The sequence below is a fragment of the Rhodococcus sp. 05-2254-5 genome, assembly GCF_002258575.1.
Taxonomy (GTDB): domain Bacteria; phylum Actinomycetota; class Actinomycetes; order Mycobacteriales; family Mycobacteriaceae; genus Rhodococcoides; species Rhodococcoides fascians.
Genome location: NZ_NOZG01000029.1, coordinates 155361 through 168211 on the forward strand (window position 1 = coordinate 155361; position 12851 = coordinate 168211).

Sequence of the window (12851 nt, forward strand, 5' to 3'; positions counted from 1 at the left end):
CCGAATCTGTCCGCAATGGGGCTCATCATTGCTGCATGACTCTCACCATGAAGATCGAACTCATCACCGTCCCTGTCACCGACGTCGACCGCGCCAAGGAGTTCTACACCTCGATCGGGTTCGATGCCGACCACGACGCACGCCCATGGGAAGGCATTCGGTACGTCCAACTCACTCCCCCGGGATCGGCGTGCTCCATCGCCATCGGCGAGGGCATCACCGACGCCGAACCCGGTGCCGGCGCAGGCATTCTGATGGTCGTCGACAGTGCCCAGGAGGCCTACGACCACCTCACCGCGGTGGGCCTGACCGTCGAGGAGCCGAAGGACGAGGGCTGGGGAACATTCGTGTACTTCGCGGACCCCGACGGCAACAAGTGGTCGCTGCAGCAGTTGCCGGCCCAGCCCTAGTTCGGAAAGCCCTGGTTCGGTAAGAAAGCCAATCGCGCAAGGATGCCGCGGTGGTCGGAGCCGGGGACGGTCACGGCCTCGACCGAACGAACTCCCATGTCTGCCACCAGAACATGGTCGATGGCAATGACCGGCGGGTGCCAGGTGTGCGCCGGATACGTCCTGAGCATGCCTGCTCCCGTGGCCACCGCGGCGTCGACGAATCGGCCGTCCTGCAGGTCGCGGTAGCGCCGGTGGTCCTGCGTGGCGTTGAAGTCCCCGGCCACCACGACGGGTCCGTCGTCGGCGGGGATCTTGGCCAGCAGCTGCCGAAGCAGCCCGAGCTCACGTACCCATTCGGACGGCTCCCGCGGCCACGGCGGAACAGGATGCACCGCGAACACCAGCGGCCGGCCCGGCATCTGTACCCGAGCCGACAGCAGTTCCGTCACGAAGCCGTCGTGCCGCTGCTCGTCGGCGAGTGGGAATCGGCTGTAGATGCCGGTTCCGTTCCCTCCGGGTCCAGCGCTGACGTGGGCGTGCGGTAACAGCTCGGACAGCCTGGGTCGAAGACTCGCATCTGCCTCGGGCGTCAGCTCGACGAGAGTGAGCACATCCGGCCGATGGTGTTCGACGAGCGCGATCAACGCATCCGGATCGGCCTGGCCCAGCCAGATATTGGCGTGCAACACCGTCAGGTCCGACTCGCTCGGCCTCCGGGCGACGCGGCGGTAGCGGAGCCGGAACTGGGTCGCGACCGCCGCGGCAGAGACCGCCGATCCTGCCGCCAGCCCCCACCCACCGAAGGCCACACCCGCGAACACAGTTCCGGGCACAGCGGCGAGCATGAGGACATGTGCCAAAGCCGCAGCGACCGCCATCGGCTGCCCACGTCCGTCGACCAGGTGCGCGACGACCCCCGTGACCGCCACGACGAGCAGTAATACAGCCACCGATGCCGACACCATGAGCGGAGTCTGGCAGGCAAACCTGAGGCCGAGCTGGGAGCCGTCCCGAAATACGACCGGACCGTTGGCTTTCTTGTCGCAAACACGACAGAATCGGGAGCGCTGTCCGCGAGGTGTCCGAGGGGGAAGTACTGCCGTGAATAGAAGGCAACTGTTGCGGTTGGCCGCTGCCGGAATGCTCGGTGCCGCTGCAGCCCCGGTCCTGAGTTCGACCGGACTGGCCGGATCCCCCGTCGCCGGCGCTCTGCCGATCGGAGCAGACCGCATCCGGTCGCTGGTACCCGAACTGTTCGCCGACCCTCCCCGGCCACCGGACCACTCGCCCGTCATCGTCATCGGTTCCGGCTTCGGAGCCAGCGCCGCCGCCCTACGCATGGCTCAGGCCGGCACCGCGGTGAACGTCCTCGAGCGCGGACTGCGCTGGCCGCGCGACCCCTGGCGCGAAATCTTCACGGCGGACATGACGGCCGACGGCCGCGGACTGTGGCAGCAGAACTCGTTCACCAACATCACCGGTCTCCCCGTCGGACCGGTCGATCTCTTCGGCGGCGTCCTCGACACCACCCGCTACGAGAACCTCTCGGTCTGGCGCGGCGCGGCCGTCGGCGGCGGATCCGTTGTGTACACCGGCGTCACCATCGCACCGAACAAGAAATTCTTCGACCTCTCGTTCGGCGGACGCCTGAACTACGACGAGATGGCAGCCACCTGGTATCCCAAGGCCCGTTCCATGCTCCGGCCGTCGGCGATGCCCGAGGACGTCTACAACAGCCCCAACTTCGCTCACTCACGAACCTGGGACGATCACGCCCGCCGCGCAGGCTTCCGCCCCGAAGCAGTCGACGGCAACTGGAACTGGAACGTCGTGCGCGACGAGATCGCCGGCCGCTCCCGGCCGTCCGCCACCGTCGGTGAGAGCACCTTCGGTAACTCCAACGGTGCCAAGCACGACCTGACCCAGAACTACATCCCCCAAGCCGAAGCCACCGGTAACGCGACGGTGTGCCACAGCCACCGCGTCGCAGCGATCGGCAGCGAATCCGGCGGCCGCTACCGCGTCGACATCGAACGCCTCGACCCGTTCGGCAACATCGTCGAGACCCGGACACTCACGTGCGACACCCTCGTCCTCGGGGCCGGATCCATCGGTACCACCGAACTGTTGATGCGCGCACGCACCACCGGAGCATTGTCGAACCTCAACGAATTCGTCGGCACCGGCTGGGGCACCAACGGCGACGCCTCGATGACCAGGTCCCTCGGACCGATGTCTGCCGGACCGCAGGCTGCGCCCTGCGCATCCCGCATCGTCGACGACTCCGGACTGCCCCTGACCGTCGAGAACTGGTACACCCCAGGCGTTCCCGTGAACATGGGCTTCCTCGGCTCACTCGGTATGACCATCGACCCGCTTCGGGGGAACTTCGGATTCGATTCCGCCGCAAACAGATTGACCCTCAACTGGCCCAAGGGTGGCAGCCGAGACACCGTCGAAGCCCTACGCGCCGTGCAGAATCGCATGGCGCAGGCCGGCGGCACCATCGTCGCCGCCGAACCGTTCACCCGCGATGTCGACGACACCTTCACCGCGCACCCCCTGGGCGGCGCAGTACTCGGCGACGCCACCGACGATTACGGTCGCGTCAAGGGCCACCCCGGGCTCTACGTCGTCGACGGTGCCCTGATCCCGGGCAGCACCGGTGCCGCCAACCCGTCACTGACCATTACCGCACTCGCCGAACGCAACGTCGCACAGATCATCGCCGACGGTCGCTGAGCCGTCTTTCCAGAGGTATACCCATGCACCATCCCGCCACCAGACTTGCCGAAAATCACGATCTGGCACCTGCGGCCGACACACTGCGCGACGCATTTGCCGACTACCCATGGACGCGATGGGTGATCCCGGCCGAGGACTACCTGGCCACGCTGCAGGAACTCCAGCAGCTGTACCTACAACATGCACATCGACACGGAATCGTATTGCTCACCGCCGACTACGCCGGGGTCGCTGCACTACTGCCCGTAGATGCCCCTCCACCCGGTGACGAATCCATCGCGCGGATCATCGAGCTACACGGAGATCGGATCGACCGACTGTCCTCCAGCGACGCAGCACCGGGGTCATGGACACTGGAAACGCTCGGCGTGCAACCGCATCGGCAAGGGCACGGGATCGGCGGACTACTGCTCGAGAAGGCCGTCGAGGAAGCACAGCAACGTGGTGCCTCCGGGTTGGCTTTGGACACATCGGATCTGCGCAACGTGCGCCTGTACGAGCGGGCCGGGTTCCGTGTTTCGAGCCACGCCACACCGAGTGAGGGGCCCGAGGTGTGGTCCATGATCCGAACATTCGGCACGGGATGAGCCTGCGGCACCAGGCGCTACCCCAGCTGGATCTCCGGCCGCCCCTCGGGAACGGTGACCGTCATGGCCGTGCGAACCGGCTTACCCGGCGTCGACACGGCGTCGAGAACCCTTACCTCCGAACGCCATTCGGTGGGTGTCAGGGTGCTGCGCAGGTAGCCGCGACGGGCGTTTCCGTACTTGACGTGGGGTGAACCGTCGGCGATCGCAGCACCGGTCTTGTCGATGACGGCACCGTCCTTGCCCGACGCGATGGACGTGGTGGCGATCTCGACTCCCTGCAACGGCGAGACCTGATCCTGGTAGTCGCGTCGCAACTCCGAGACGATCGTCCGGTGGATGTCGCCGACGATCGACGCCACGTTCTTCGTGCCACGATCCCTGGCTCCGTCGAGAATTCGATGCCGGGACGCTTCGTAGCCGCTCCACGGATCCATGCCGACCTTCCGGTCGTTGCCCTGCCCCTGCGCGAGATCGGACATGACGGTCTGATGCGCCAGGAAGTTCCACCTCGACGGCGACGCGAATCCGTCGAGGATCCATTGTTCCTGTGCCGCACCGGTGATGGTGCGCGCCGGATCCGCCGTCTCGGCGTCCTGCGCGTGCTCACCGTCTCCATGAGCCTGATCGCTGCGGTACTGCCGGGTGTCGAGCACCGAGAAGTCCACCAGATCACCGAACGAGAACCGGCGATAGACCTTCATGTCCGGGCCGACGGGCCGCAGGTTCGCGCGCACCGGAGTGTTCTCCCACCACGCCTTGAACGCATCGGCCCTGCGTAGCAGGAACTCTCGTGGATCGTCGTTGTCCTGGCTGATCTGCGAGGCCCAGTTGTTGTCCACCTCGTGGTCGTCGAACGTCGAGACGAACGGTGCCGACGCATGTGCGGCAGCCAAGTTCTCGTCTGCCTTGTACAGGGCGTACCTATCGCGATAATCGGCCAGCACCATGGTTTCTCGGGCCGCCGACTCGGTGCGCGGCTCGCCCGCCCGCGCACCCTCGTTCTTGATCGCGTACTCGTAGATGTAGTCGCCCAGAAAGAACACCACATCGAGATTCGAGGCCGCCAGGTCCTGGTACGCGCCGAAAAACCCGTCCTCCCATTTCTGGCACGAAGCCCAGGCGAAATCGAGCGTGCTCAGCGGCTGCCCAAGTGCGGGTGCAGTTTTGGTGCGACCGACGGGACTCGCATGTGGGCCGACCAGGAAACGGTAGAAATACTCGCGCGCCGGCTCGAGCCCGCGCACATCGACGTGAACGGACCAACCGTCGAATTCGGTTGCCAGCTCGACCCCCTGCGCTGCGATACGCCCGAACTTTTCATCGGCAGCGATCTGCCACTGGACCGGCACCACACCGGGCGTCATGCCGCCCAGCGGGGCGAACGGATCGGTGGCGAGTCTGGTCCACAGCACCACCGAATCGGGCAACGGATCGCCGGAGGCAACACCGAGACGGAAGGGATAGTCGGGGGTGATCACCGACTGCGCACCTGCAGTCGCGGATGTCCTCGCAAGCTCGGGCGTGAAGGCCAGCGCCCCCACCAACGCACTCCACGTCAGAAACTGTCGACGTGTGGCCCCGGCCCGCAGAGAAATGTCGCGACCGATCCTGACGTCGTTACCTCGGTTCACCATTGTCCGAGACTCTCGTGCGACCGACAACTGCATTCGTCATCGATCCGACGGGCAGGTGAACTTCGTGTGTCGCCTCCGTCACTGCGGCCGCGGCAGTGTCCCGTTGGCTCGCACGTGGTCTCGCAGACGAGTGAGAAGCGGTTCGAGAGTGGCGATGTCCTCGGGTGCGAGCCCGTCGAAGAACAATCGCCGAACCACGTCGACGTGACCCGCCGCCGATGCGTCCAGAGCGGCCCTGCCTGCCTCGGTGAGCACTGCATCCGTGGCCCGTCCGTCGGTAGTCGAGACAGCGCGATCGGTGAGCCCTCGCGTGGACATCCGCGCGAGGTGATGGGAGGCCCTGCTGCGCTCCCAGCCGATCTCGGCGGCCAGTTCGGTCACCCGGCGACGACCGTCGGGACTGTCCGCCAGTGCGACCAGCACCGAATAGTCGGCCAGGGACAGACCGTGCTCTTCGGTCAGCTGCCGGTTCATCTCGAACGTCATCTGCAGCGACAAACCCATGTAGGCGCGCCACGCCGATTCCTCGATGGGCGTCAACCACGGAGTGCTTTCGGGGTTACTGGGTGACATGTCACGTACTTTCTGCGATGCTGGGTCCGGGGGCACCGGCGCACCGAACCCCGACCACCAACCCTAGGGGCACACCATGGATCGCAGCACTCCCGCAGAGCTGGCACGCCGCAACGTCGTCGAAGTATTCAACACGAACGACGACGCGAAACGACGCGAACTCATCGAGTCCATGTATCACCCGGACGCGGTGTTCTACGACGCCGAGAACACCGCCACCGGGAGAGAGCCGGTCATCGAGGCTATTCGAGCGCTGGTCGGGCCCTCCGAGGGTCTGACATTCGCCGTCACTGCCGAGCCCACCGCCCTGGGTGACGTCGCCCGAATCTCCTGGGCACTGTCGCCGCCCGACGCCCCCGCCGTAGTCTCGGGCCAGGACTTCGTCGTCGTGAAGGACAACCTGATCACCGAGCTGTACACGTTCATCGACCAGCCATAGCCGGCCACCCACAAGACTCGACACCGCCGACGTACGCGTCAGATGAGCCGCGCCCCGGGGCCCGCCTTGCCCAGCTCGTCGCCTGGATTGAGCAGACTGCATTTGTTGAGGGAGAGACATCCGCAGCCGATGCAGCCGGTGAGTTGCTCCTGCATCCGCGCAATCGACTGCTTCCGATCCTCCAACCGCTGGTTCCATGCAACCGAAATCTTGGCCCAGTCGCGCTTGTTCGGGGTGCGCCCCGACGGTAGGGACGCAAAGACCTCGGCCACCTCGGCGAGCGGTATTCCGAACCGCACCGCGACCTGAATCAGGGAGATCCGCCGAATGGCATGACGGGGGAACTTTCGGACGTTGCCCGCCGTCCGCTCGGCGGGAACGAGCCCGAGAGTCTCGTAATACCGGACCGCGGACACTGCGGCCCCGGTTCTGGCCGCGACCTCCCCGATGGACAACAGTTCGTCACTGATACGGATCATGCTGCCTCCCAGCCGACACGACGAGTTGATCTCAAGTGCACTCGAGATCCTAGCCTTACACACCATGCACTCCCCCACCCAATCCACGACCGGAACCTGGCGACAGCTGCTCGGCGCTCGCTACCTCGGCACCGCTACCGTTCTCGCCGGCGGCGTCGCGCTGTACGCCACGAACGTCTACCTGACGACCAGCCTGCTCCCCACAGCCATCGACGAGATCGGCGGCCAGCGCTACTACGCCTGGACTGCAACGGTTTTCCTCGTTGCGTCCGTCATCTCCTCGATGCTGGTCAGCAAAGTTCTGGCCGCCCGCGGACCTCGCGGTGCCTACCTGATCGGCCTGACGGCCTTCGCTCTCGGCACCGTCGTGTGTGCCGTCAGCCCCACGATGGAACTCTTACTGGTGGGCCGCACAATTCAGGGCGCAGGAGGTGGCCTACTGGCCGGACTCGGCTACGCCGTCATCAATGCCGCACTGCCGCAACATCTCTGGACGCGAGGTGCGGCTCTGGTCTCGGCCATGTGGGGTGTGGGAACGTTCGCCGGACCGGCCGTCGGCGGCATCTTCGCGCAATTCGGAGCCTGGCGAATGGCCTTCGGTGTGCTCGTTCTCGCAGCTCTGGCCATGGCTGCCCTCGTCCCGCGAGCACTGCCCGCCCACACCGCTGAAGCCACCGAACCCAGCCCGGTGCCGACACTGTCGCTGACCCTGCTCACCACAGCTGCCCTGCTGGTGAGTATCGCCGGCGTGGTCTCCAACCTCGCGATCACCGCGGCAATGGTCCTGGGAGGAGTACTCCTGCTGATCGCCTTCGTGGCCGCCGACCGTCGCGCAGCGCACGGCGTACTCCCCCCGTCGACCTTCGGCGCGTCCGCGCTGAAATGGATATACCTGACCATCGTCGTCCTCGCCGTCGCGTCCACGGTGGAGACCTTCATCCCACTGTTCGGCCAACGTCTCGCCGGATTGGCACCGCTGGCCGCCGGATTCCTCGGAGCCGCACTGGCGCTCGGGTGGACCCTCGGCGAGATACCGAGCGCATCGGCCACCGCTCCACGCGTCGTGCGACGCATCGTCATCGCAGGCCCGATCCTCGTCGCCGCCGGATTGTGCATCGTGGCAACGTGTCTCGCCGACCAAGCAGGTCCCGATTCCATCACCACGTGGGTAGTGGGTCTGCTCGTCGCGGGCGTCGGAATCGGAATCGCGTGGCCACACTTGGCCGTCGGTGCCATGACCTCCGTTGCCGAACCCGGCGAAGGCGCACGAGCCTCAGCCGCCATCAACACTGTTCAGCTGATCGCCAACGCCTTCGGAGCAGCTCTGGCGGGTGTCCTGGTGAACCTCGGGGAACCGTCGACGCTGCGATCGGCGCAGTTGCTGCTGTTCACCTTTGCGGCGCTGGCATTCGTCAGTGTTGCAGCGGCGGCGCGATCGCAGCGCGCGTAGGTCGTCGGCTGCCCGGATCAGGTCTGGACGACCCAGATCGAATTGCCGTCGGGATCTCGCAAGGCGAACATCGGCGGCACGCCGTCCACCTCTTCCATGAAGTCGTCGAGATCGACGCCGCCGAGAGCGCTGAGCCGCTTGTGCTCGGCCGCGACGTCAGCTGTCTCGACACCGATGGACCCGCCACCGGGCGTACCTCCCATCGGCGGGTTGAGGGCGAGCCGCGCCGTCGAACCCGGCGGGGCCACTTCCAACCACCGGTATTCACTCTCGGGACCGAAGCGCAGATCACCGCGAATCTCGAACCCGAGAACGCGGGAGTAGAAATCGAGGGCTGCGTCCTGATCGGCGACGGTGAACATGGCCACGCCGATGTTCACGATGGTGCTGGGTGTTTGCTCGGTCATACCGGTACCGACCCGAGTGCCGCGGGAAACTCACCGCGCCCCCTCCACATAGAACAAAGCCCCGCACCGACCGAAGTCGATGCGGGGCTTTGTTGGTCACGCCCTGTCGTCGTGAGTGGAAACTCGTAGTGGGCTACGAAGTTCCGTGCACGTGCGACGGAGTCGCTCTAGCGGTATTCGTTGGAGAAACCGTAGTCGTCGAGCGGCACTGCAGCACCGGTTCCCTGGCCGAAGCCGTCCGGGCTGTAGTACTGATCGTCGTACGACGGCACCGCGTATGCCGCGGCACGTGCCTCTTCGGTCGGCTGCACCGTGATGTTCCGGTACCGGTTGATGCCGGTACCAGCCGGGATGAGCTTACCGATGATGACGTTCTCCTTGAGACCTATGAGCTTGTCGCTACGGCAGTTGATCGCCGCGTCGGTGAGCACACGAGTGGTCTCCTGGAAGGACGCTGCCGACAGCCACGAATCGGTGGCCAGCGACGCCTTGGTGATACCCATCAGGACCGGACGTCCGGCTGCGGGCTCGCCACCCTCGGAGACCACGCGACGGTTGCTCGACTCGAATTCGCTGCGCTCGGTGAGTGAACCGGGCAGGAATTCGGTGGAGCCGCTGTCGATGATCGTCACGCGACGGAGCATCTGGCGCACGATGGTCTCGATGTGCTTGTCGTGAATCGACACACCCTGCGACCTGTACACCTCCTGGACCTCGTTGACCAAGTGGATCTGAACCTGGCGAGGACCCATCACGCGCAGCACCTCGTGCGGATCGGCAGCACCTTCCATGAGCTGCTGGCCGACCTCGACGTGGTCACCGTCCGCCAGAAGGCGCTCGGTGCCGTCGTCATGCTTGAAGACGCGCAGACGCTGACGCTTGGAGAGCTTGTCGTAGACAACCTCTTCGCCGCCGTCGTCCGGGACGATGGTGATCTTGTAGAAACGATCGCCGTCCTCGAGCTGGATGCGTCCCGACACGTCCGCGATCGGAGCCTTGCCCTTCGGCACACGTGCCTCGAACAGCTCCTGCACGCGAGGCAGACCACCGGTGATGTCATCTCCGGCGACACCACCCTGGTGGAAGGTACGCATGGTCAGCTGGGTTCCGGGCTCACCGATGGACTGTGCGGCAACGATACCGACGGCCTCACCGATGTCGACCAGCTTGCCGGTGGCCATCGAACGGCCGTAGCAGGTGGCGCAGACGCCGGTTCCGGTGGTGCAGGTGAGCACCGAGCGAACCTTGACCGACGTGATGCCCGCAGCGAGCAGCGCGTCGATGGCCGGGTCACCGAGATCGTGTCCACGAGCGACGATGACCGTGCCGTTCTCGTCGACAGCGTCGTTCGCCAAGGTGCGGGCGTACGTGCTGGTCTCGACGTGAGCGTCGCGGATCATCTTGCCGTCGGCGGTCTTCTCCGCGATCGTCGTGACGATGCCGCGCTCGGTGCCACAGTCGGTTTCCCGAACGATGACATCCTGCGAGACGTCGACCAGACGACGCGTCAGGTAGCCCGAGTCGGCGGTACGAAGCGCCGTATCGGCCAGACCCTTACGAGCGCCGTGCGTGTTGATGAAGTACTCGAGGACCGTCAGGCCTTCCTTGAAGGAAGACTTGATCGGACGCGGGATGAACTCACCCTTCGGGTTCGTCACCAAGCCCTTCATACCGGCGAGCGAGCGAACCTGAGTCATGTTTCCGGCTGCGCCGGACTTCACGATCATCGGGATCGGGTTGTCATCGGGGAAGTGGGCCTCCATGGCCTTACCGACCTGCTCGGTCGCGTCCTGCCAGATCTTGACCAGTGCGGAGTTGCGCTCGACCTTGTCGAGTGCGCCACGCTGGTACTTCTTCTCGATCTGATCGGCCTGAGCCTCGAAGGTCTCCATGATCTGCGGCTTCTCCGGCGGCACGAGGACGTCGGAGATCGAGATGGTGACACCCGAACGCGTGGCCCAGTAGAAGCCTGCGTCCTTGAGCTTGTCGACGGTCTGCGCGACGACGATCATCGGGTAACGCTCGGCGAGATCGTTGATGATGGTCGACTGACGCTTCTTCGGCATCTGCTCGTTGACGAACGGGTAGTCCGCCGGAAGCAGCTCGTTGAAGAGCACGCGTCCCAGAGTGGTCTCCGCGGTCCATGCGTCACCGCGGTTCCAGCCCTCGGGGAACAGCTCGTTCTCGATGTCACGCGGCGGGCGCTGCGTGGTGAGACGAACCCGAATCTGCGACTGCACGGTCAGCGATCCACGATCGACGGCCATCTGAGCCTCGGCCGGGGAGGAGTACGCCCCGAACTCGGCCTGATCGGTCGATGCGTCGACGCGCTCGCCGACAGCACCGGCATCGAGACGTGTCAGGTGGTACAGACCCGTCACCATGTCCAGACGCGGCATGGCGAGCGGGCGGCCCGATGCCGGCGAGAGGATGTTGTTCGACGACAGCATCAGCACGCGTGCCTCGGCCTGAGCCTCGGCGGACAGCGGGAGGTGGACGGCCATCTGGTCACCGTCGAAGTCGGCGTTGAACGCCTCACACACGAGCGGGTGCAGCTGGATGGCCTTGCCCTCGACGAGCTGCGGCTCGAACGCCTGGATGCCCAACCGGTGCAGGGTGGGTGCACGGTTCAGCAGCACGGGGTGCTCGGCGATGACCTCTTCGAGAACGTCCCACACCTGCGGACGCTGACGCTCGACCATGCGCTTGGCCGACTTGATGTTCTGCGCGTGGTTCAGATCCACCAGACGCTTCATCACGAACGGCTTGAACAGCTCGAGTGCCATCAGCTTGGGCAGACCGCACTGGTGCAGCTTGAGCTGCGGGCCGACGACGATGACCGAACGGCCGGAGTAGTCGACGCGCTTGCCGAGGAGGTTCTGACGGAATCGTCCCTGCTTGCCCTTGAGCAAGTCGGAGAGCGACTTCAGCGGGCGGTTACCCGGTCCGGTGACCGGACGTCCGCGACGGCCGTTGTCGAACAGGGCGTCGACCGACTCCTGCAGCATCCGCTTCTCGTTGTTGACAATGATCTCGGGAGCACCGAGATCGATCAGACGCTTGAGGCGGTTGTTGCGGTTGATGACGCGGCGGTACAGGTCGTTGAGGTCGGACGTCGCGAAACGGCCACCGTCGAGCTGCACCATCGGACGAAGCTCCGGTGGGATGACCGGGACAGCGTCCAGGACCATGCCCATCGGCGAGTTACGGCCGGCCTGGAATGCGGCGACGACCTTCAGACGCTTGAGCGCGCGCAGCTTCTTCTGACCCTTGCCACTGCGGATGGTCTCGCGAAGAGATTCCGCCTCGGCATCGATGTCGAAGGTCTGCATGAGCTTCTGGATGGACTCGGCACCCATGGCACCGGTGAAGTACTCGCCGTACCGGTCGATGAGCTCGCGGTAGATGAGCTCGTCGACGATGAGCTGCTTGGGAGCAAGCTTGGTGAACGTGGTCCAGATCTCTTCGAGACGATCGAGCTCACGCTGCGCGCGGTCACGGAGCTGACGCATCTCGCGCTCGCCGCCGTCCTTGACCTTGCGGCGCACGTCGGACTTGGCACCCTCGGCTTCGAGTTCGGCGATGTCGGCTTCGAGCTTCTGCGCACGAGCCTCGAGATCGGCGTCGCGCTGATCTGCGACGGCCTTCTTCTCGACCTCCATCTCGGCCTCGAGAGTCGAGAGCTCGTTGTGACGGAGCTCGTCGTCGACCGTGGTGATGACGTAGGCAGCGAAGTAGATGATCTTCTCGAGATCCTTCGGAGCCAGATCGAGCAGGTAGCCCAGACGCGACGGCACACCCTTGAAGTACCAGATGTGCGTGACCGGAGCGGCCAGTTCGATGTGGCCCATGCGCTCACGACGCACCTTGGCGCGAGTGACCTCGACGCCACAGCGCTCACAGATGATGCCCTTGAAGCGGACGCGCTTGTACTTGCCGCAGTAGCACTCCCAGTCCCGAGTGGGGCCGAAGATCTTCTCGCAGAAGAGGCCGTCCTTCTCGGGCTTGAGCGTGCGGTAGTTGATGGTCTCCGGCTTCTTGACCTCGCCGTAGGACCACTGACGGATGTCGTCCGCAGTGGCAAGGCCAATGCGAAGTTCATCGAAGAAGTTGACGTCGAGCACGTAACTTCCTTTCCCCGT

Annotated in this window: 11 protein-coding genes; 5 read left to right on the top strand and 6 right to left on the bottom strand. The window is 65.1% G+C overall.

What is annotated here, in order from left to right:
* The first annotated feature begins 35 nt into the window (after positions 1–35).
* Positions 36–410: a VOC family protein gene (locus CH278_RS20150; protein WP_027498203.1), complete on the top strand. Its 375-nt coding sequence runs from the start codon at positions 36–38 to the stop codon at positions 408–410.
* Here CH278_RS20150 and CH278_RS20155 read toward each other — a convergent pair.
* Positions 407–1357 carry an endonuclease/exonuclease/phosphatase family protein gene (locus CH278_RS20155; RefSeq protein WP_094622708.1) on the bottom strand — a complete coding sequence of 317 codons (951 nt, stop codon included), beginning with the start codon at positions 1355–1357 and terminating at the stop codon, positions 407–409. The two genes, CH278_RS20150 and CH278_RS20155, sit on opposite strands and share 4 nt — an antisense overlap.
* 136 nt (positions 1358–1493) lie before the next feature.
* Here CH278_RS20155 and CH278_RS20160 point away from each other — a divergent pair, with 136 nt between their 5' ends.
* Both CH278_RS20160 and CH278_RS20165 read left to right on the top strand, forming a co-directional pair.
* A complete protein-coding gene (locus CH278_RS20160) occupies positions 1494–3134 on the top strand; it encodes a GMC oxidoreductase (RefSeq protein ID WP_094622709.1) in 1641 nt (546 codons plus the stop codon).
* Positions 3135–3157: 23 nt separating this feature from the next.
* Complete coding sequence (locus CH278_RS20165) at positions 3158–3724, top strand: GNAT family N-acetyltransferase (RefSeq protein WP_094622710.1); 567 nt, start codon at positions 3158–3160, stop codon at positions 3722–3724.
* A 17-nt stretch (positions 3725–3741) separates the two neighbouring features.
* Here the strand turns inward: CH278_RS20165 and CH278_RS20170 are convergent, their stop codons facing one another.
* Complete coding sequence (locus tag CH278_RS20170; RefSeq protein WP_094622915.1) at positions 3742–5361, bottom strand: alkaline phosphatase D family protein; 1620 nt, start codon at positions 5359–5361, stop codon at positions 3742–3744.
* 78 nt (positions 5362–5439) lie between these two features.
* The gene (locus CH278_RS20175; RefSeq protein WP_032386237.1) at positions 5440–5934 is read right to left on the bottom strand and encodes a MarR family winged helix-turn-helix transcriptional regulator; all 495 of its coding nucleotides are present in this window, start codon (positions 5932–5934) and stop codon (positions 5440–5442) included.
* Positions 5935–6010: 76 nt separating this feature from the next.
* Between CH278_RS20175 and CH278_RS20180 the strand changes: the two genes are divergently transcribed.
* Complete coding sequence (locus CH278_RS20180; protein WP_032375382.1) at positions 6011–6373, top strand: nuclear transport factor 2 family protein; 363 nt, start codon at positions 6011–6013, stop codon at positions 6371–6373.
* A gap of 38 nt (positions 6374–6411) precedes the next feature.
* Here the strand turns inward: CH278_RS20180 and soxR are convergent, their stop codons facing one another.
* Complete coding sequence (gene soxR / locus CH278_RS20185) at positions 6412–6849, bottom strand: redox-sensitive transcriptional activator SoxR (RefSeq protein WP_174557295.1); 438 nt, start codon at positions 6847–6849, stop codon at positions 6412–6414.
* Between the two features lie 67 nt (positions 6850–6916).
* Here soxR and CH278_RS20190 point away from each other — a divergent pair, with 67 nt between their 5' ends.
* The gene (locus tag CH278_RS20190; RefSeq protein WP_094622916.1) at positions 6917–8302 is read left to right on the top strand and encodes an MFS transporter; all 1386 of its coding nucleotides are present in this window, start codon (positions 6917–6919) and stop codon (positions 8300–8302) included.
* 17 nt (positions 8303–8319) lie between these two features.
* Here CH278_RS20190 and CH278_RS20195 read toward each other — a convergent pair whose 3' ends face one another.
* Complete coding sequence (locus CH278_RS20195) at positions 8320–8709, bottom strand: VOC family protein (protein ID WP_045840689.1); 390 nt, start codon at positions 8707–8709, stop codon at positions 8320–8322.
* 167 nt (positions 8710–8876) lie between these two features.
* Positions 8877–12833, bottom strand: a complete 3957-nt coding sequence (locus CH278_RS20200; protein ID WP_027498213.1) for a DNA-directed RNA polymerase subunit beta' — start codon at positions 12831–12833, stop codon at positions 8877–8879.
* Positions 12834–12851: the final 18 nt, after the last annotated feature.

Bases quoted from the DNA above. Each gene is read 5' to 3' on its own strand.
- CH278_RS20150 (WP_027498203.1), top strand. From the start codon at position 36: ATGACTCTCACCATGAAGATCGAACTCATCACCGTCCCTGTCACCGAC.
- CH278_RS20155 (WP_094622708.1), bottom strand. From the start codon at position 1,357: ATGGTGTCGGCATCGGTGGCTGTATTACTGCTCGTCGTGGCGGTCACG.
- CH278_RS20165 (WP_094622710.1), top strand. From the start codon at position 3,158: ATGCACCATCCCGCCACCAGACTTGCCGAAAATCACGATCTGGCACCT.
- CH278_RS20170 (WP_094622915.1), bottom strand. From the start codon at position 5,361: ATGGTGAACCGAGGTAACGACGTCAGGATCGGTCGCGACATTTCTCTG.
- CH278_RS20175 (WP_032386237.1), bottom strand. From the start codon at position 5,934: ATGTCACCCAGTAACCCCGAAAGCACTCCGTGGTTGACGCCCATCGAG.
- CH278_RS20180 (WP_032375382.1), top strand. From the start codon at position 6,011: ATGGATCGCAGCACTCCCGCAGAGCTGGCACGCCGCAACGTCGTCGAA.
- CH278_RS20190 (WP_094622916.1), top strand. From the start codon at position 6,917: ATGCACTCCCCCACCCAATCCACGACCGGAACCTGGCGACAGCTGCTC.
- CH278_RS20195 (WP_045840689.1), bottom strand. From the start codon at position 8,709: ATGACCGAGCAAACACCCAGCACCATCGTGAACATCGGCGTGGCCATG.